Origin of the sequence: Flavobacterium galactosi, from assembly GCF_048158585.1 — a bacterium.
GTDB lineage: Bacteria > Bacteroidota > Bacteroidia > Flavobacteriales > Flavobacteriaceae > Flavobacterium > Flavobacterium galactosi.
This window is the reverse complement of record NZ_JBLNKV010000006.1, coordinates 15197-35581: the sequence shown is the minus strand read 5'-3', so window position 1 is coordinate 35581 and position 20385 is coordinate 15197. Positions and strand designations below refer to the sequence as shown.

Here is a 20385-nt window from a genome sequence, read left to right as displayed (position 1 = left end):
TTTCAAGTAGATTCTTAATCTGATATATTAAAAAAACAAAAAAATGAAAAAAATCCCTGCATTATTTGTTGCTGTATTATTATTTTCATGTGGCGCTTCTTCCACAAAAAGCTCAGATAAAAAACCTTTATTTGAAGTCTTAACCCAACAAAATGATGGTGGAGCAAGTATTCGCTTTTTTGAAATTCTTTCGGAGCCAAACGAAATTAAAATGTTGCAGAATGATGAAAATCTAAAAAATAAAATTAGCCCAAATGATATTCAGAATTCTAATTTTATTATTTTGAATATGGGAGAAAAAACATCTGGAGGATACAAAATAGGAATTGATACTGTTGTAGAAACAGATAAAAACATAATTATAACTGTGAAGGAAACAATACCTGAACCAGGCGGCATGGTAACTCAAGCTTTTACAAATCCTTTTTGTGTAGTTAAGATAAATTCTAAAAAAGAAATCATTATTAAATAAAAAAATGCCACTATTTCTAGTGGCATTTTTAAATATATTTAGTTGCTTAATTATTAGAATTGGTATCTAAGACCTAAAGCGATATCTGAACCATAATTATTTTCATAATAGCCATTTCCACCAAACTCAGGTCTGAAATCCAATGAAATTAACAAAGGGATATCAAAGTTATATTCAATTCCTATATCTCCCGCTGCAAATGCAAACGTATCATTATAAGAAGTATTGTTATTATCATAACTGTAACTACCTAATCCTCCACCAACACCTGCATACCAGTTGAAACCTCCGTCAATGTTCCATACCCATTGGTACAAAGCTGCTAGTTTTACTGCATTGTCATCATAACCATTGTTGTTATAATTATTTCTATTTCTCCAACCTAAATCAAGTTCAAGTCTATTGTTGCTTCCTAATGCTCTTTGGTAAGAAAGTTCTCCACCAAAACCATTATTGCCTCCTAAACGTAAACCTAGCGCGTTTTTTGAAATGTCTTGTGCCTGTGTGGTAAATGCTAATCCCATTAACATAATAGCCGATAAAATAATTTTTTTCATAAGTTGAGTATTTGTTTTTGCAATATTACAGTCTTAAAGGTATTATAAATTTATAGAATTTTTATGAAAAGTTATAAAATTCACACTTTTAGATTGTACTATTTTAATAACGATAATTAAATTTAAAATATTTTGTTTAAAAAAAGTAACTACTTGCCTACTTAAAAATGGACTCAATTTGAAGATGTTTCCAATAAATGGTTTTTAATATGAATTCAAAGCCAATAAATACGGATTGTTTTTTTAAAGTTTATCCTGAAATCTCTGGATAAGCTTTTAAACTTTAAACTAAAATAGTACTTTTGTTCAAAACTTAATATAATGGCAGGAAATAGCTACGGAACACTATTTAGAATAACAACTTTTGGAGAATCACACGGAGAAGCTTTAGGCGGAATAATCGATGGTTGTCCTTCAGGAATAGCAATAGATCTAGAAGCAATTCAATTTGAAATGTCAAGAAGAAAGCCAGGTCAATCAGCTATTGTTACCCAAAGAAAAGAACCAGATGATGTGCAATTCCTATCTGGAATTTTTGAAGGCAAAACTACAGGAACACCTATCGGTTTCATAATTCCCAATACCAATCAAAAATCAGATGATTACTCTCATATAAAAGATAATTACAGACCAAGTCATGCGGATTATGTATATGAAAAAAAATACGGAGTACGTGATTATCGCGGTGGTGGACGTAGCTCTGCTCGTGAAACCGCAAGTAGGGTAGTAGCGGGAGCAATTGCAAAACAAATGTTACCCGAAATCAAGATTAATGCTTACGTTTCTTCTGTAGGTCCTATATTTTTGGAAAAACCATACCAGGAATTAGATTTTTCAAAAACCGAAAGTAATCCTGTTCGCTGTCCTGATGAAGCATCAGCAATAATCATGGAGGAATACATACGCGATATTCGCAAACAAGGGGATACCGTAGGTGGAACTGTAAGTTGTGTGATTCAAAATGTGCCTATTGGTTTAGGAGAGCCTGTTTTTGATAAGCTTCATGCGGAACTTGGTAAAGCAATGTTATCCATCAATGCTGTAAAGGGTTTTGAATTTGGAAGCGGATTTGAAGGTGTCAAAATGAAAGGAAGCGAACACAATGATTTATACAATCCTGATGGAACAACTAAAACCAATCTTTCAGGCGGAATTCAAGGCGGAATAAGTAATGGAATGGATATCTATTTCCGTGTGGCTTTCAAACCTGTGGCAACAATTATGCAAAAACAAGAATCATTAGACAATAAAGGGAATATTACAGAAATGACAGGAAAAGGACGTCATGATCCTTGCGTAGTTCCTCGTGCGGTTCCTATTGTAGAAGCTATGGCAGCTATAGTGTTAGCTGATTTTTATTTGATTAATAAAACCTATTTAAAATAGAATTGCATACTCAGTATTTTGACGAGCTAAATACGGAGCCATAACCTTGAAATCAATTTGCTAATTTAATGAACACAACTACAACCAAGAAACCATCATTTTTTTCAGGCTTAACCGGTCAAATTCTAATAGCAATGCTTTTAGGCGCCGTTTTAGGAATCGTTATTCATAATTCAATTTCTGCAGAAGCAGCCCAATCATTTAGTAATAAGATAAAAATGCTGGCTACAGTTTTTATTAGATTGGTTCAAATGATAATTTCGCCATTAGTATTTACAACTCTTGTAGTAGGAATTGCTAAATTAGGGGATATCAAAGCGGTAGGAAGAATTGGAGGTAAAGCATTAGGTTGGTTTTTTTCAGCGTCTTTTATATCCTTATTATTAGGGATGTTTTTTGTAAACTTATTGGAACCAGGAGTTGGACTTAATTTATCAAATGTTGATTTGGCTTCTGTTTCAGAAGTAACAGCAAAAACTCAAAACATATCTTTCGAAAACTTTATTGAGCATATTGTTCCTAAAAGTATTTTTGAAGCAATGGCGACTAATGAGATTTTGCAAATTGTTATTTTTTCTATTTTCTTCGGCTTAGCGGCAGCAGCTCTAGGAGATTATGTAAAACCAGTTATAAATGCATTAGACAAAACATCTCATATTGTTTTAAAAATGGTAAACTACGTAATGAAGTTTGCTCCAATAGGTGTTTTTGGTGCTATTGCAGGCGTATTTTCCGTAAGAGATTTTCAGGAATTAGCAATTACATATTTCAAATTCTTTGGCTCTTTCTTAATAGGAATTTCGTCAATTTGGATTGTATTAATACTTATAGGATATATTTTTCTTAAAAGAAGAATGACAGTTTTGCTTAAAAGAATTGTAGGTCCTTTAATCATTGCCTTTGGTACAACAAGCAGTGAAGCCGTTTTTCCTAAACTTACGGAAGAATTAGAACGTTTTGGAGTAAAAGATAGAATTGTTTCTTTCATGCTGCCATTGGGATATTCCTTCAATTTAGACGGGAGTATGATGTACATGACATTTGCCAGTATTTTTATAGCACAGGCTTATGGAGTTCATTTAGATTTGGGGACACAAATGACAATGCTTTTGGTATTGATGCTTACCAGCAAAGGAATTGCAGGTGTACCAAGAGCAAGTTTAGTGGTAGTAGCGGCAACTTGCGGAATGTTTAAAATCCCTATTGAAGGAATTGCTTTAATTTTACCAATAGATCATTTTTGTGACATGTTTCGTAGTGCAACTAATGTTTTAGGAAATGCACTAGCTACATCAGTTGTTGGGCAATGGGAAGCTGAAAATGAAAATGAAATTACACCAGTAGAATAACTAAATTTAATTTTTATAAAACCAAAAAACCTATTTGATTTTTTCAGATAGGTTTTTTTATTTAAAATTATTTATTCAATTTCAGATCGACTATAACTTTTTCTTTTTTTTAATATTTTATTTTGGAAAACTATAATTTTTATAAAAATTTGTGTTTTATAATATTATAAACAAAGACAGTACTTTTCTTATTAATATATTTGTATATTTGGCTTAAGAATAGCAACATATGTATCAAATCAGAATCGTTTTATTACTATTAATATTAATTTTTTTTAATATTAATTGTTATTCTTTAACTCCAACTCCTTCAAAAAAAGAAATTACAAAATTAACAAAACAAGCTTCTAAATACTTGCGGAATTATAATTTCGAAAAATCATTAATAACTTCAAGACGTGCTTTACATCAAGCTATAAATACTAAGGATGATAATCTAATTGCCATTTCCTATAATACAATTGGGGCAAATTATGAAAAATTATCAGAATATAGTAAAGCCATCTTTTTTTATAAAAAAGCGTTGGCTTATGCTAATAAAACTTCGAACGACACTATAAAAGCTTGGATAAATAATAATTTAGGAAATATATATAGTTTTGAAAAAAAGCAATACAAACAAGGAATTAATTATTATAAAAATTCATTAGAGCATAGCAGAAAAATTTCCGATTCAACTGAGATTGTTTTAACAAAATTGAACATCACATGGGCTTATTTTGATATTGGCCTTTTTGATGAAGGTTTTCCGTATTTAAAATTTATCAATAAATACCATAAAAAGTATGGAAATGAGACAACGATTGTTGCCTTAAATATGCTCAACGGAATGTACTATGGTTTTAAAGGAAATCATGAAAAAGCTACAGCATCATTCTTAAATGCTATAAAATTAGGGAATAAAGGAATTGAGAAATCAGATTTGTCATTTACGCATCAGGAATATTCTAAGTATTTATTAAATAATGGTGAATATAAAAAAGCATACGAAAATCTAGCAATTTATAACAAAATTACAGAGGAACTCAATAATAAAGAGATACTTAGAAAGGCTAATATGGCCGGCATTAATCTCGAATTAGACGAATATAAAAGAGAGATTGATAAAATTGAAACCGAGAAAGATTTGCAATATCAAAGTTTGAAGAAATCTAGAACTATTGTCATATTGTTCATTGTTGTATTGTGTTTCTTATTAATCTTGCTTTATACTTTGTTTAAAAATAATAATTTTAAGAAAAAAACAAATATAGAACTGTCTCTTGCCAATGACAAATTGGTTATTGCCAAAGAAAAAGCAGAAGAAGCATCCATACTCAAATCACAATTTGTTTCTACTATCACGCATGAATTGAGAACACCTTTATATGGAGTGGTTGGAATTACTAATATGTTATTAGATGAACATAAAGAATTAGCAAATAGCCCACACCTGAGTTCTCTAAAGTTTTCAGCAAGATATTTATTGTCACTTGTAAATGATGTTCTTCAAATTAATAAAATTGAAGAAAACAGAATCGTTCTTGAAAATATGACGTTCAATATTTCGGATGAGATAAACATGATTAAAAACTCATTGTCATTCATCGCAAAGAATAATAATAATTTTATCATTGTCAATATTGATTCGGCAATTCCAGAATATTTGATTGGAGATAAGCTAAGACTTTCTCAAATAGTGATAAATTTAGTAAGTAACGCGCTAAAATTTACCAAAAATGGAGAGGTATTTATTGATGTGAATTTAGTGAAAGTAACTAATAAGTCCCATTCTATAGAGTTTAAGATAAAGGATACTGGGGTAGGAATTGCAATTGAAGATCAGGATAAGGTTTTTGAAAAATTTGTTCAAGTTGGAAGAAAAGAAGTAGATTATCAAGGTACAGGTTTAGGATTATCTATTGTGAAGCGTCTATTAGGTTTATTTGGAAGTGATATTACGCTTGAAAGTACAATTGGTGTTGGAACTGTATTTACATTTACAATTGCTTTTGAATTTGATCCGGAGAAAACCAATGAAATAATATATAACATTCCAGTTGATTTATCTTCGAATAAAAAATTGAAAGTTTTAGTGGTCGAAGACAATAAAATCAACCAAATTGTTACTGAAAAAATTCTCAAAAATAATAATTATACTTGTACTCTGGTAGATGATGGCTATAAGGCTATCAAAATTCTTGAAGAGGAGAATTTTGATATTATTTTAATGGACATCAATATGCCTTTAATAAATGGTTTTGAAACTTCAAAAAGAATCCGATCTAAAGGGATAGAAACTCCTATTATTGCATTAACAGCATTTGATAAAGAAGAAATTACTGAAGAAGCTATTTCAGCTGGAATAGATGATATTATTGTAAAACCTTTTGATTCGGCTAAGTTATTTAAAATCATCAATGTTTTAATTACAAAAAATAAGAGAAATGATTTAACAATGGTTTTTTAGTTTTGATTTAAAAGATGATTTTATTAAAATTTCATTTTGGCATTGATAATATATAAACATAAAAAATGGAGTCTTAAAAGCTCCATTTTTTTATAACCACATCTTTTCTAAATAAAAAGCACATCGTTTTCTTTAGAATACATCTGCAGCAATAATGGATGTGGTGTTTTTTTATTTCCCGAAGCATCAAGAGTGATTTTTATTTCAAGTTTTGGATGAGTCAGTTCGTACTCTTTATTTTGAACGTTTTTATAATCTATTAAAGATTGATTTTTTTTGAAAAAATGTTTTGACGGCTTCATAATATCACTTTTTGATGTTGTTTTTATTTGTCTTCTAATGAATTTGGATTGGTAGAGAAACTAGTGCATCAAAATTAAAATCGTTAAACCAATGCTTAAAATGGCTTAACGATTTTAATCTATTGTTTAATATTAAGGATATATTAAAAAAAATTATTTGATAGCAATAGTTTTGTGTTCTTTTCTCTTAGCGCCTTCTTTTTTAGCAATAACAATATGGAGAATTCCATCTTTGTAACTTGCTTCTATTTTACTTTCATCTATATATTCTGGTAGATTGAAAGATCTAAAAAAAGATTGATAACTAAATTCTTTTCGAATGTAATTATCTTTTTTTCTTGTTTCTTCTTTCTCTTCTTCTTTTTCTGAAGAAATCATCAGCATGTTGTTATCAATTTCAACTTTAAAATCTTCTTTTTTTAAACCTGGAGCAGCTAGATCAACTTCTAATTTATCTTCTGTTTCTTTTAAGTTAACAGAAGGTAAATTACTGCCAATTGTTGTAAAATTTTTATCTGCCCAATCAAAAAGATCTCTGGATACAAAATCATCAAAAAAGGTGTTCACTGACGGAAATAGGCCAGTATTAATTGAAGGGAAAGCACTGTTTCTTTTAACTAAATTTTCCATATTGTTTGATTTAAATGTTTAAATAAGTTAAATCAAATTTAATGAAATTATTTAATTTAAAAGGATAGTTTATGTGTAAAACGTTGAAAGAAAGTCTATTAACGATAAAATGCCTTTTTAACTAGAGTTAGAAAGGCATTTCTTATATATTATGATTTAGTACTAAAAAAAAATAACTAATACCAGCGTTTCTTATTTTGCTTTGAAACTTCAGATTTTCTTGATTTATGTGCACCAGCACTACGATTTGAATTTTTTTGAGCACCAGCAGGAGCAGTTTCGGGACTTCCTGAATGCCAAGGATAAGGATGGTCGTTTATTGTTTGTACATCCACTTTTATTAGTTTTTGAATGTCTTTCCAATACGCATGTTCGTCTTTACTGCAAAAAGAAATAGCAGTACCTCCATTTCCGGCACGACCCGTTCTACCAATTCTATGGACATACGTTTCAGGAATGTTTGGTAAATCAAAATTGATAACAAATGGCAATTGGTCAATATCAATTCCTCTTGCCGCAATATCAGTAGCGACTAAAACGCCTACTTCTTTATTTTTGAAAGCATCTAGAACTCGTTGTCTTGCATTTTGAGATTTGTCTCCATGTATGGCTTCAGCTGCAATATTGTTTTTACGTAATGCTTTTACAACATTATCTGCACCATGTTTTGTTCTGGAAAAAACCAACACATCGGATAAATTTTCATTTTTTATCAAATGATACAACAGGTTTCTTTTTTCTGTTTTTTCAACAAAATAAACGCGTTGTTCTACATTTTCGGCAGTTGATGATACTGGCGAAACTGTAACTGTTGCCGGATCTGTAAGAAACATTTCAGCTAATTCTCTAATGGCAATTGGCATTGTAGCAGAGAAAAATAATGTTTGTCTATTTTTTGGCGTAAGCTTTACAATTTTCTTTACATCATTTACAAATCCCATATCAAGCATTTGATCCGCTTCGTCAAGAACCAAAGTATGTAAGTGATCTAAATCAATAAAACCTTGTTTGTGTAAATCAAGCAATCTACCTGGCGTTGCTACCAAAATATCAACACCATTTTTTAAAGTATCCACTTGAGGATTTTGTGAAACTCCACCAAAAATGGTCAGTTGAGTCAAGTTGGTATATTTGCCGTAGGTATCAAAGCTTTGTCCAATTTGGACGGCTAATTCTCGAGTTGGAGTAACTACCAAAGCACGAATTTGTTTGGCTTTTTTAGATGAACCTACAATTCGGTGTAATTGATGTATGATTGGAATTGCAAATGCGGCTGTTTTTCCTGTACCTGTTTGTGCGCATCCTATTAAATCTCTACCGGCTAATACTAGCGGGATAGATTGTTCTTGAATGGGAGTTGGACTGGTATAGCCTTGTTCAAATACGGCTTTTTGTATACTTTTTGAAAGCGATAAATCTTCGAATAACATATTTTTGGTATTAAATATCTTGTATTAAGTACATAGATATGCAAGCAAAGATAGTGTTATTTATCGATTAGGTTAAATCGGCTTTTCGTTTAACCGATTAATCGATTAAACAGTTAAACAATTTACTGGTTTGCTTTTATAAAATCGGTTATAAGATAGCCTATAAGTTTCCCTATTAAATGATTGTTTTTATCTTCTCCTAAATCTGGTGCGCCTTCACAAATATGTAAATAAGTTGCATTTTTGTTTTTTGCAAAAAAAGAAATAAATTGGCGAAGTTGTTCTACAGAGAAGCCACTCAATGTCATCGCACTGCATGCAATATTGGGGATTGCATCAAGATCGATCTCAATTCCGTAAAAATCGTCATTTATAAATTCTAAGGCTTGAGCCATTTCTTGATTGAAATCCTTTTCTTTTCGGATGTTTACACTATCATAAGTATTATAGCGCACACGGTCTTCAATTTTTTTAATGATGTCCAAAACACTTTTTGAAGTATAATTTTCGTGCAAACCAAAAATAAAATATTTTTTTAGAAAACCTTCTTCGAAAGCATAGGAGAATCCATTCCCGCTGTGTCGTCCTTCTAAAATTCTGAAATCAGAATGGGCATCAAAATTTATTGCATTTACAGGTTTTCCTTTGGCAAGAGCAGCACCTTTTATATTTCCATAGGCATTATTATGTCCTCCACCGATAACTATTGGCGTTTTTCCTAATTTTATAATATTAAAAATTATATGAGAAACATCCTTATCAATTTTTTCTACGAGTTGACTTAATTTGGAACGATCGTCAATATCATTAAAATCTAAATGTTCCACTTCTTTCATTTCTTCAGCAACGTTCAATTGACCTAAGACAACCAGTTGACTTCCTTTGCAAAAACGATTGTGCTGAATATTAGCAATGCTTTTTATTGCACTATCCCAAGCAGATGCCGCGCCAGGTCTGCCAAAATTAGCTCTTATGCCTATATCTTCGGGTATTCCTAATAATACATATTTAGCATCGCAAGTTTTAAGAAACGCAATTGGATCAGCCTCTTTTGGAACTGTTATCATTTTCTCTCCAAACTTTATTTCACCACTTCGATGGTTCGTGATTTTTGCGAGATCATTGATTGTAAACGGGATAATTTTTTCCATTAAAAAAAATATTTTTTTTCAAAAATAATATAATTGTGTTAACTTACGTTATTACCTAGTTATATATTGTTAAATTTGTATAAAATAAAAATTAAAATCAAATTATGGAAAATCAAAAAAGCAGTTCAAGTCTTAAAGCGGTTATAGCGGTTTTAGCAGTTTTGTTAGTGGGAAGTTTAGTGTATATTTTTAAAATGACTTCTGATGCTGATGTAGTTAAAACAGAATTAAAATCTACATTGACCGAAAAAGAATCCGTTATGAAAGATTTACAAGAATTAAAATCTACTTATGATGCTGCAATTGCGGAAAATACATCAATGTCTGATGAGTTAATTCAAGAAAGAGATAAAGTGGTAAACTTAATGTCTGATTTAAGTAAATCTAAAGGTGATGTAGCTTCTATGTCAAAATATAAAACACAGTTCACTGCTTTGCAAGGGAATATGAAAGTTTTAATGGCCGAGAATGAAGGGTTGAAAAAACAAAATACAACTCTAACTACACAACGCGATAGTACGGTTGTTGTATTAGGAGAGACTAAAAAGAATGTGGAATCATTAACAGGCCAAAATGAAGAACTAGCAAAAGTTGTTGAAAAAGGTTCGAAATTAACTGTTTTAAACACAAGAGGTTCAGCTTTTAAATTAAGAAGTTCTGGAAAACAAATAGAAACTGATAAAGCAAGTAGAGCAGATGCTCTTAGAGTTAGTTTTACAATTGCTGAAAATCAAATTGCACAATCAGGCGATAAAACGTATTATGTTCAAGTAATTGACAGTAAAAATAATGTGGTAGGAGATAAAAAAACAGAGACTTTTGGAGATAATACTTTAACATACAGTTTTGCAACTAATGTTAAATATGAAAATAAAACGGTTAATGTTTCACAGGATTTAAAAGGAAAAAATTTCGAAAAAGGAAATTATTTTGTAAATGTTTTTGATAAAGGAGAATTAGTTTCTAAAACAAGTTTTACTTTGAAATAATCGTTTAAAGCATCAAATAAAAAAAGAGGAACATTATGTTCCTCTTTTTTTATTCAAAAATTTCACCTTCTATTAATACAGCGTCAATAAGATTACTGCCAAAAGCATAAGGCAATTGATAATAGGAGGGAATAGGTTTTGTGATGATAAGGTTTGCTTTTTTACCAATAGTTACACTTCCATGAGTTTCTAAAATTCCCATTGCAGATGCTCCATTTATAGTGGCTGCATTTATGGCTTCTTCCGGAGTCATTTTCATTTTGATGCAAGCAGTAGCAACCACAAAATTCATGTTTCCTGATGGAGTAGAACCAGGATTATAATCTGTTGCTAATGCCAATGGAAGTCCCGCGGCGATCATTTCTCTTGCCGGAGTATAAGGAATGCTCAAGAAATAAGAACACGATGGTAAAGCAACCGGCATAGTTTCCGTATTCTTTAAAGCATTAATATCTTCCGTTGTCATGACTTCAAGATGATCTACTGAAAGCGCGTAGTGTTTTATTCCAGCCTGGATTCCTCCAATAGAATTAAACTGATTGACATGGATTTTGGGCTTTAAGCCAAAGCGAATTCCAGCTTCCATGATTTGTTCCGTTTCTGGAACAGTAAAATAACCAGTTTCGCAAAATACATCTATAAAATCTGCCAGTTTATTTTTGGCAATTTCTGGAAGCATTTTGTTGATGATTACATCAATATATCCTTGATGGTTTTCCTTATATTCTAATGGAAAAGCGTGAGCACCAAGAAAAGTTGCTTTTATGGTAATAGAATAGTTTTGAGCAAGGCGTTGAATAACACGAAGCATTTTTAGTTCTCCATCAACTGTCAATCCATATCCTGATTTGATTTCTACCGCTCCAGTTCCTAAACGCATGATTTCTTCCAGTCGAGCTTTTGATTGATCATAGATTTCCTCTTCAGTGGATTCGTTGAGTTTTTTTGCCGAATTTAAGATTCCACCGCCACGATTGGCAATTTCTTCATAAGTCAAACCATTTATTCTATCAACGAATTCTTGTTCTCTATTACCAGCATAAACAATATGGGTATGACTGTCACACCAGGAAGGTAAAACCATTTTTCCTGTTGCATCAATAGTTTTATCAGCATTTATTTTAGGCAAATTATTCATAGAGCCAAAATCAGTAATTAAGTTGTCTTTAATTACTAAAAAAGCATTTTTAATAGTTGGAAGAATAGCCATTTCAGCACCAGACACTTTTGAAATTGAAGTTTCCCGAACCTGAAGTAATTCCTTTATATTGATGATGAGTGTTATCATTTGAAAAATTATTCTGAAACTTTTATTTCAAACATTTTATCCCAGTTTTTACCAGTTACGAAAATGGTTTTAGTTTTTGGATTGTAGGCGATTCCGTTTAAAACATCTTCCGGAGTTGCATTAATTAATTTTCTTAAACCAGACATGTCCAAAATACCCTCGACAGCTCCATTTACAGGGTTCACTACAGCGATAGCGTCTTTTTGCCAAACATTAGTATAGATTTTTCCATTAATCCATTCCAATTCGTTGATAGCTTTAATTTTAGAATTCCCAGAATACACATTGATATAGTCAATCATTTTTTGAGTATTTGGATCCATTTTCCAGATTTTCTCTGTTTTGTCCGTTTGATAAATATATTTTCCGTCATTCGTCATTCCCCAACCTTCAATATCTTTATCATATGCAAAGGTTTTTTCTAGTTTTAAAGTTTTTGCATCATAGATAAAACCTGTTTTTTCCTGCCAAGTCAATTGATACATTTTGTCATTTAGAAAAGTAATTCCTTCTCCAAAATATTTTTTATCAAGGTCAACTTGTTTATAGACTTTTCCAGTTTTGTAATCGTATTTTCTAAAATAAGATTTCCCATTTTGACCAGTACTTTCATATAAAGTGTCTTTGTAAAACTCTAAACCCTCGGTAAAAGAAGCCTTGTCGTGAGGATATGTATTGATGATTGTGTATTTCAATAATTTTGGCTGAATATTCGAAACTAATTCTACTCTTGCAGTAGCTTCTGAGTTTTCTCCTTCGTAATAGACTAAAGCTTTAAGGTTTTGGTACCCTAATTTTTGGTCTTTTAATTCAAATGTTAGTTTGTCAAGTCCTTTTTTTGAAGCTAATTTTTTATCATTTACGTAATAGATAATACTGTCAACCGCTTTCGAATTTGGGTTCGAAATTCCTAATTCTATCGCTTCTTGTGGTTGATATTGTTCCTTGAATTTAGAAATATCGAAGGTAAATAAAGTATTTTCGCCTTTTTTTGTCTCATTGCAACTTGCTAAAGTGATTCCTAATAAAATGAAAGATAGGAAGTTATATTTTCTCATAGTTTGATTTTTTGATGCACCAATATACAACGTTATTTTTATAGGTACAAAGCACTTGCAAAAATATAAAAAGTTTGTATATTTGCACCGGCAAGTCCTACACGACCAGCTCCTGCAGACTCCCCCAGGATGGGAACATAGCAAGGGTACGTGGTTGAGCGGTGCGATGTAGGTCGCTTGCCATTTTTTTAATCTGTCCCGAAGCGTCGGGATATTTCAGATTCTTTTCGAAATACACACAAATAAGTAGTCTTCCTTCGGGAGGATTTTTTTATTTTTGGACCTTTCGTATCATAAACATCAATAAACATGAATAAAGTAGTTCTAATTACAGGAGGTTCTTCAGGAATAGGAAAATCTATTGGCGAGTTTTTGCATCATAAAGGTTTTGTTGTTTACGGAACCAGCAGAAACCCGGAACGAATTTTGAATTCTGTTTTTCCTTTGGTCGCTTTAGATGTTCGGGATACGGATTCGATTTATGCGGCTGTAGCCAAAGTAATTGCTATTTCAGGAAGACTGGATGTTGTAATCAATAATGCGGGTGTTGGGATTACGGGACCGCTGGAAGAAATTCCAATGCATGAGATTAAGAATAATTTTGATACTAATTTCTTCGGACCAATTGAAGTGATGAAAGCGGTATTGCCGCAAATGCGTTCGCAACAATCGGGTTTAATCATCAATATTACGTCTATTGCCGCTTATATGGGTTTGCCATACCGAAGTGTTTATTCAGCGTCTAAAGGCGCTCTTGAACTCATCACGGAAGGGTTGCGTATGGAAGTGAAGGCGTTTGGCGTTCATATTACGAATGTTGCTCCGGGAGATTTTGCGACTAATATTGCTTCGGGACGTTTTCATGCTCCGGTTATTAAAGGTTCTGCTTATGAAAGTTCCTATGGAAATACATTAAAGACTATGGATGAACACGTGGATAGCGGCAGTAATCCCAATGAAATGGCAAAAGCGGTATATAAAATCATACAAACACCAAATCCTAAAATTCATTATAAAGTAGGTGTTTTTATGCAAAAATTTTCGATTGTCTTGAAGAGAATTTTACCAGATAAAGTATATGAAAAAATGCTTATGAACCATTATAAATTGTAATTTTGCACCGAATTTTAGGAGCGTGAGGGATTGCAGTGAAAATTCTTTCTAATCCTGAACTTGTTTCAGGATACTGAAACAAGTTCAGGATTAGAAAGATTGTAACGGAAAGCCCGACCCGAAGTCTTTCACGAAGGGTCACGCCCAAACTATAAAACACACAATTAAATAGATATATTATGAAGTTTTTTATTGACACGGCTAATTTAGCTCAAATTAAAGAAGCACATGCATTAGGCGTTTTGGATGGCGTTACTACAAATCCATCATTGATGGCAAAAGAAGGAATCACAGGGAAAAATAGCATTTTGAAACATTACGTTGATATTTGTAATCTTGTTGATGGAGATGTAAGTGCCGAAGTAAATGCATTGGATTTTGACGGAATGGTTAAAGAAGGAGAAGAATTAGCTGATTTACATGATCAAATTGTAGTGAAATTGCCAATGACCAAAGAAGGTGTTATGGCTGCCAAATATTTTTCGGATAAAGGAATTAAAACCAATGTTACTTTAGTATTCTCTGCCGGTCAAGCTTTATTGGCTGCAAAAGCAGGAGCTACTTATGTTTCTCCATTTATTGGTCGTTTGGACGATATCTCTACAGACGGTTTGGCTTTGATTGAAGAAATCAGATTGATTTATGATAACTATGGTTATGAAACTCAAATTCTTGCTGCTTCAGTTCGTCACACGATGCATATTGTAAACTGTGCAAAAATTGGTGCCGATGTTATAACTGGACCGCTTTCGGCTATTCACGGTTTATTGAAACACCCATTGACTGATATTGGATTGGCACAGTTTGTTGCTGATTTCGAGAAAGGAAATAAATAAAAAAGTTTCAGAGAGCAGTTTTTAGTCTCAGTGAATTAAATATAAAAATCCCATCGACCTAGGTTGATGGGATTTTTTATTTGGTTTGTTTTTTGGTTGGTATTATATTGTATTAAAAATTAGTGTCCTCCTCCTTCGCTTTCAATATGATTAATTCCTTGTTTTTTTAATATTTTAGGACAATAAAAACCGTAGAAGCCTAAATATGCAAAACCAAGAAGCGGTACAATGTAAGAGAAATGTGTCCAAGAAATGCCAAATATTCCATTTGGACTAGTACTGTCAATATCGCAAATACTTCCTTGAATCAAAGGAATTACTCCTCCTCCAAGGATCATCATAATTAAGAAAGAAGATGCTTTTCCAGTATTTTTACCTAAACCTGCAATCGCCAAATCAAAAATAGAAGGCCACATAATAGATAAGAATAATCCACCAGAAATAAGAAAGAATTTAGCAATTTCGGTATCAGTACAAACTAATCCTATAAACATCATCAGTAAGCCAGAAATACCAAAAAGCATTAATGTTTTGCCTGCATTTTTGCCACCTATAAAGCTTACGGCAATAAATATTAATATCCAAATAGGATAAATATAAAATGCAGAAACCTCATGACCAGCAAATATATTAGCTCCAATAATAACTCCAAATCCTAATGCTGGAACGATAAATTTAAGAGCAATATTGGCTATTTTTGAGGTGTTAAAAACATTGACACCACCATTCCAACGACCAATCATTAAACTTCCCCAGTATAATGCTATAAATGGCGAAATGGCATCTTCTAAAATACTGCCAAATTCTGCAGTTTTTAATAAAGCAGGTAAATTACTAATTATTGTTACCTCGGTTCCAACATAAATAAAAATGGCTAACATTCCTAAGTATAGCTGTGGATAGTCTAAAATGTTGAATTTTTCGTGAACATGTTTAATTTCAGCTTCTTCTAGTTTTACAGGGTTTTCAATTTTAGAAAAGTTCATAAAAATAGCCACTATAATGAAAGCAAGTCCTAAAATAATGAAAGGCAATTTAATGTCTTCTAGTGAAAGTGTAGTTTTTTTATCATCACCCATTCCAAACAAAGCGATTCCTAATAAAATAGCACCGATAGTTGTTCCAAAAGAATTTACACCACCAGCCAAAGTCAGACGGTGGGCTCCTGTTGAGGGGCTTCCCATTTTAATAGCTAAAGGATTAGCTACAATTTGTTGAATTGAAAAACCTAAACCTACAGTAAACAAAGCGGTTAAAAAGAACGGAAAACTTTCCATTGTTGCAGCAGGAATAAATAAAAAGGAACCAATGGCAGAAATGATTAAGCCTGCAGAAAGTGTTTTTTTGTATCCAAATTTTTGTAAAACATCAAGTTTTAAGGATACTAAAAAGAAAATTATGGATCCTACAAAGTAAGCAGCATAAAATGCCCATGCCACTAATTGAGATTGTACTTGAGATAAAGTAAATACTTTTTTGAATACTGGGATTAGAATGTCGTTGGCAGAACCAACAAAACCCCAAAAGAAGAAGATGATTATTAATGAGATAAATTGTCCCCATTTGGTTTGTAAATTTTCTGAACTCATGATTGTAAATGGTTTGGTTTTTAGTTTAATTTATTATTTTTTTGCAGTAAGGTGGTAAATGTATTTGTTAAGTAAATTAAAAAAAAATTATTTAGAATAAATATTAGTAGAATTATAGAATAATCACTTTTTGTTAAAAAACGATGCTTTTTTTTCGAAATTTTTGCTTTTTCAAATAAAATATTGAAATGTAATTTATTCTAAGATTTTACTTTTTACATCTTTACTATAATTTCGCCCTATGGGTAAAGTGTAAGAAAGTATTTGGATACGGTTCCCTTCTATGGATTTTACCTTGTCTATAGCAATGGTGTATGATTTATGAATTCTTACAAATCGGTCTAAAGGTAATTCCTCGGATAAAGAAGTTAATGATTTGTGCGTAATATAGGTTTTGTCAATAGTCACGACCTTAATGTATTCTTTCATTCCTTCGATAAACAGAATTTCATCGATCGTTATTTTTACCATTTTTTTATCTACTTTGATAAAAATATGGGGTTCGATTCGATGCATCTCAGTTTTAATATTATTCTTTAAATTGATTTCGGTTGAAATCCTATTGACGCATTTAATAAATCGGGGTAATGGGATTGGCTTTACTAAATAGTCTAAAACGTCTAATTCATAGCTTTCAGCAGCAAATTCCCTAAAGGCAGTGGTGATTACAATTTTAGTTTTGTACTCTATTAATCGGATCAATTCAAAACCAGTCATCATAGGCAAATTGATATCTAGAAATACGGCATCAACACTATTGTTATTGATAAACTCCAGTGCTTCCAGTGCATTACTAAACGTGCCAATAATTTCAAAATCTGCAAAATTGGTAAAATAATTCTGAAGGACTTTTATAGCTAATAGTTCATCATCTACTAAAACACATTTAATCTTCATTATGAATAGGTATTTGTAAACGGATGATATAATAATTGAACTTTAATTTATGTTCGAAAGTGTATTGGTTTTTGAAAATCAATTTCAATCGCTTTTTAATGTTTGTTAAACCGATACCATTTTTGGTATTTGTACGCCGTGAAAGTACGAAATTATTCAGAATTTCAAAACTGAGCATAGTTCCATAAATGACTTTACAATTAATCTTTATTCTAAGATTCTCATTATTTAATCCACCATGTTTAAAGGCATTTTCTACAAGAGATATAAAAAGTAAAGAAGGAACTTTAATGGCATCAATATTAGAATCTATAATTCAATTATAGACCGATTCTCTTTTATGGCTCTATTTCGTTCCCTTTCCCTAAGCCTGATTAAAGTTAAATATACCTAAGATGTTATAACAAGCACATAAATTTAACAAATGCACATAGTTACCCAAAACCAAAAATGGTTTTAAAGTCTGATATCGAATTTTATTTTTTTACTCACTTTTTTACTTAATAGTTTATACATTAAAATAGTGGTTATTAATTTTTTTACAACTTTAGTCAATTTGATACTAAAAACACCTTTTAAAATAAAAAAACAGAAAACAGGTAAAAAAGCTCATCAATTATTTGTTTGAAAAACGCATTGTTGACAAAAATATGTCGTTGGTTTAAAATAAAGAACTGTTGGTATAAATTATTTTTTTTAGAATCTTCTTAAAGATAAATTTGCACCAGAATCAGTAGAAACTTTGTATAATCGGGAAAAGATGAAAATGCTATGGGTACTAAACTAGGAGGAGTTGATACTGGAGGAACTAGACTTTGGTGGGATACTATAGGACCTAACTTCAAAAAAATAAATAAAAAGAATGAAATTTAAATGGTATAAGTGATTCACACTACTTATACCATTTTAAAAAAAGCATATCTTTATAAATTAGAATTAAAACAAAATAAAATGAAAAGTGCTTTAGAAATTAAACCCGACATTAGCTATAAAAGTGCCGGTAAATTTGAAGAAACTAGATTTGAAAAAATTCATAACGAAATTTTCAAAAACTCAACAGAAGCCTCTGTAATTGTAGCTCAAGAAATTGCTGAATTTATTAAATCCAAACAAGAGAAAAATAAATCTTGTGTTCTTGGTTTAGCTACTGGATCTTCACCTATAAAAGTATATGAGGAACTAGTTAGAATGCATAAAGAAGAAGGACTTAGTTTTAGTAATGTAATCACTTTTAATTTGGATGAATATTATCCAATGACTAAAGAAAACAATCAGAGCTACCATTATTTTATGCATCAGCATCTTTTTAATCATATAGATATTAAGCCTGAAAATATTCATATTCCAGACGGAACAGTAGCCATTGAAGAGTTGAATCAATATTGTATTGATTATGAGATGAATATTAAAAATGCAGGTGGACTAGATTTTCAGCTATTAGGAATTGGTCGTACAGGTCACGTAGGCTTTAATGAGCCGGGGTCTCACATCAATTCAGGAACTCGAATAATTACTTTGGATCATATTACAAGAGTAGATGCTTCCTCAGATTTTAATGGTATTGACAATGTTCCTAAAAGAGCAATTACCATGGGAGTTTCAACTATTCTAAGATCTAAAAGGATTGTGTTAATGGCTTGGGGCCAAAATAAAGCCGATATTATAAAGAGAACCATTCAAGGAGATATCAGCTCTGAAGTTCCGGCTACATTTTTGCAAAATCATGCTAATGCAACTTTCGTTTTAGACCAATCGGCAGCTTCAGAATTAACCCGTTTTAAAACACCTTGGTTGGTTGGAGAATGCATTTGGACTCAAGAATTAAAAAGTAAAGCAATTGTTTGGTTATGCCAAAAAACTGACCAATCTATTTTAAAACTAACCGACAGGGATTACAACAATAATGGAATGTCTGATCTTTTGGCTCAAGAAGGTTCAGCTTACGATTTGAACATAAACATGTTCAATGTGTTGCAACATACCATAACGGGATGGCCGGGGGGAAAGCCCAATACGGATGATAAGTATAGACCAGAAAGGGCTACTCCAGCGAAAAAGAGAGTAATTCTTTTCAGCCCACATCCAGATGATGATGTGATTTCTATGGGAGGAACTTTTTCAAAATTAATAAAACAAGGACATGATGTTCATGTAGTGTATCAAACTTCTGGGAACATAGCCGTTACTGATGACGAAGCATTAAAATTTGCCGAAGTTTGCAACGATTTTGTAGGTACTGATGAAACTAAAATTAATTTCAAGGAGGTTATCGATCTTTTAAATAATAAAAATGAAAACCAAATTGACTCTCTTGAAGTTAGAAAATTAAAAGGACTTATTAGACGCCGTGAATCCTACGCAGCTACACGATACATTGGATTGAAAGATGAAAACATTCATTTTTTGGATATGCCTTTTTATGAAACCGGACAAGTAAAGAAAAATCCAGTAGGAGAAAAAGATGTAGCTTTAGTTGCGGCTATTATTGCCAAAATAAAACCGCATCAAGTTTTTGCAGCAGGAGATTTAGCAGATCCACATGGGACTCATGAAGTTTGTCTGAATGCAATTTTTGCTGCAATGAAACAATTGAAGCCAGAGCAATACATGAGTGATTGTTGGTTGTGGCTGTACAGAGGTGCTTGGCATGAATGGGACATCCACGAAATAGATATGGCAGTTCCTTTAAGTCCTGATGAGGTTTTATTAAAAAGACATGCCATTTTATACCATCAATCTCAAAAAGACAGAGTGATGTTTCAAGGAAACGACTCCAGAGAATTTTGGGTAAGAGCTGAAGACCGTAATAAGAATACTGCAAAATTGTATGATAATTTAGGTCTTGCCGAATATGAAGCGATTGAAGCTTTTAAGCGTTTTAACTATTAA

At 31.8% G+C, this 20385-nt stretch carries 17 protein-coding genes and 1 other RNA gene; 9 read left to right on the top strand and 9 right to left on the bottom strand.

Going from position 1 to position 20385, the window contains the following annotated elements:
• Positions 1-43: 43 nt before the first annotated feature.
• Positions 44-472, top strand: coding sequence for a protease complex subunit PrcB family protein (locus ACM55M_RS13340; protein ID WP_416858156.1), 429 nt, complete (start codon positions 44-46; stop codon positions 470-472).
• 53 nt (positions 473-525) lie between these two features.
• On the opposite strand, the gene ACM55M_RS13335 is transcribed toward ACM55M_RS13340, so the two are convergent.
• Entirely contained in the window at positions 526-1029 is a 504-nt protein-coding gene (locus ACM55M_RS13335; RefSeq protein WP_416851379.1) for a hypothetical protein, read from the bottom strand.
• A 321-nt stretch (positions 1030-1350) separates the two neighbouring features.
• On the opposite strand from ACM55M_RS13335, the gene aroC reads away from it, so the two are divergent.
• From aroC to ACM55M_RS13320, 3 genes are all read left to right on the top strand, one after another.
• Positions 1351-2415: a chorismate synthase gene (gene aroC, locus ACM55M_RS13330; RefSeq protein WP_416851377.1), complete on the top strand. Its 1065-nt coding sequence runs from the start codon at positions 1351-1353 to the stop codon at positions 2413-2415.
• Positions 2416-2483: 68 nt separating this feature from the next.
• Entirely contained in the window at positions 2484-3764 is a 1281-nt protein-coding gene (locus ACM55M_RS13325) for a dicarboxylate/amino acid:cation symporter (protein ID WP_416858155.1), read from the top strand.
• 229 nt (positions 3765-3993) lie between these two features.
• Complete coding sequence (locus tag ACM55M_RS13320; RefSeq protein WP_416858154.1) at positions 3994-6213, top strand: response regulator; 2220 nt, start codon at positions 3994-3996, stop codon at positions 6211-6213.
• A 107-nt stretch (positions 6214-6320) separates the two neighbouring features.
• Here the strand turns inward: ACM55M_RS13320 and ACM55M_RS13315 are convergent, their stop codons facing one another.
• The 4 genes from ACM55M_RS13315 to ACM55M_RS13300 all read right to left on the bottom strand — a co-directional run bounded on the left by ACM55M_RS13315 (position 6321) and on the right by ACM55M_RS13300 (position 9726).
• Entirely contained in the window at positions 6321-6515 is a 195-nt protein-coding gene (locus ACM55M_RS13315; RefSeq protein WP_416858153.1) for a hypothetical protein, read from the bottom strand.
• 153 nt (positions 6516-6668) lie between these two features.
• Positions 6669-7145 carry an Hsp20/alpha crystallin family protein gene (locus ACM55M_RS13310; RefSeq protein WP_416851371.1) on the bottom strand — a complete coding sequence of 159 codons (477 nt, stop codon included), beginning with the start codon at positions 7143-7145 and terminating at the stop codon, positions 6669-6671.
• Between the two features lie 176 nt (positions 7146-7321).
• Positions 7322-8575 (bottom strand): DEAD/DEAH box helicase, encoded by a 1254-nt coding sequence (locus ACM55M_RS13305; RefSeq protein ID WP_416858152.1) that lies wholly within the window; start codon positions 8573-8575, stop codon positions 7322-7324.
• A gap of 122 nt (positions 8576-8697) precedes the next feature.
• Positions 8698-9726, bottom strand: a complete 1029-nt coding sequence (locus tag ACM55M_RS13300; RefSeq protein WP_416858151.1) for a formimidoylglutamase — start codon at positions 9724-9726, stop codon at positions 8698-8700.
• A 104-nt stretch (positions 9727-9830) separates the two neighbouring features.
• On the opposite strand from ACM55M_RS13300, the gene ACM55M_RS13295 reads away from it, so the two are divergent.
• On the top strand, positions 9831-10715 hold the full coding sequence (locus ACM55M_RS13295; protein ID WP_416858150.1) for a hypothetical protein: 885 nt from the start codon (positions 9831-9833) through the stop codon (positions 10713-10715).
• A gap of 49 nt (positions 10716-10764) precedes the next feature.
• On the opposite strand, the gene hutI is transcribed toward ACM55M_RS13295, so the two are convergent.
• A complete protein-coding gene (gene hutI / locus ACM55M_RS13290) occupies positions 10765-12003 on the bottom strand; it encodes an imidazolonepropionase (RefSeq protein WP_416858149.1) in 1239 nt (412 codons plus the stop codon).
• Positions 12004-12011: 8 nt separating this feature from the next.
• Positions 12012-13061: a glutaminyl-peptide cyclotransferase gene (locus ACM55M_RS13285; protein ID WP_416858148.1), complete on the bottom strand. Its 1050-nt coding sequence runs from the start codon at positions 13059-13061 to the stop codon at positions 12012-12014.
• A gap of 88 nt (positions 13062-13149) precedes the next feature.
• Between ACM55M_RS13285 and ffs the strand changes: the two genes are divergently transcribed.
• The 3 genes from ffs (at position 13150) to fsa (ending at position 15010) form a co-directional block, all read left to right on the top strand.
• An RNA gene (ffs, locus tag ACM55M_RS13280) (signal recognition particle sRNA small type) lies at positions 13150-13247 on the top strand.
• A 123-nt stretch (positions 13248-13370) separates the two neighbouring features.
• Positions 13371-14174 (top strand): SDR family oxidoreductase, encoded by an 804-nt coding sequence (locus ACM55M_RS13275; RefSeq protein WP_416858147.1) that lies wholly within the window; start codon positions 13371-13373, stop codon positions 14172-14174.
• Between the two features lie 179 nt (positions 14175-14353).
• The gene (gene fsa, locus ACM55M_RS13270; RefSeq protein WP_416847582.1) at positions 14354-15010 is read left to right on the top strand and encodes a fructose-6-phosphate aldolase; all 657 of its coding nucleotides are present in this window, start codon (positions 14354-14356) and stop codon (positions 15008-15010) included.
• Positions 15011-15129: 119 nt separating this feature from the next.
• On the opposite strand, the gene ACM55M_RS13265 is transcribed toward fsa, so the two are convergent.
• Together ACM55M_RS13265 and ACM55M_RS13260 are read right to left on the bottom strand one after the other, a co-directional pair.
• Positions 15130-16599 carry an MFS transporter gene (locus tag ACM55M_RS13265; RefSeq protein WP_416858146.1) on the bottom strand — a complete coding sequence of 490 codons (1470 nt, stop codon included), beginning with the start codon at positions 16597-16599 and terminating at the stop codon, positions 15130-15132.
• A 195-nt stretch (positions 16600-16794) separates the two neighbouring features.
• The gene (locus ACM55M_RS13260) at positions 16795-17496 is read right to left on the bottom strand and encodes a LytR/AlgR family response regulator transcription factor (RefSeq protein ID WP_416858145.1); all 702 of its coding nucleotides are present in this window, start codon (positions 17494-17496) and stop codon (positions 16795-16797) included.
• 951 nt (positions 17497-18447) lie between these two features.
• Between ACM55M_RS13260 and nagB the strand changes: the two genes are divergently transcribed.
• Complete coding sequence (nagB, locus tag ACM55M_RS13255; RefSeq protein ID WP_416858144.1) at positions 18448-20385, top strand: glucosamine-6-phosphate deaminase; 1938 nt, start codon at positions 18448-18450, stop codon at positions 20383-20385.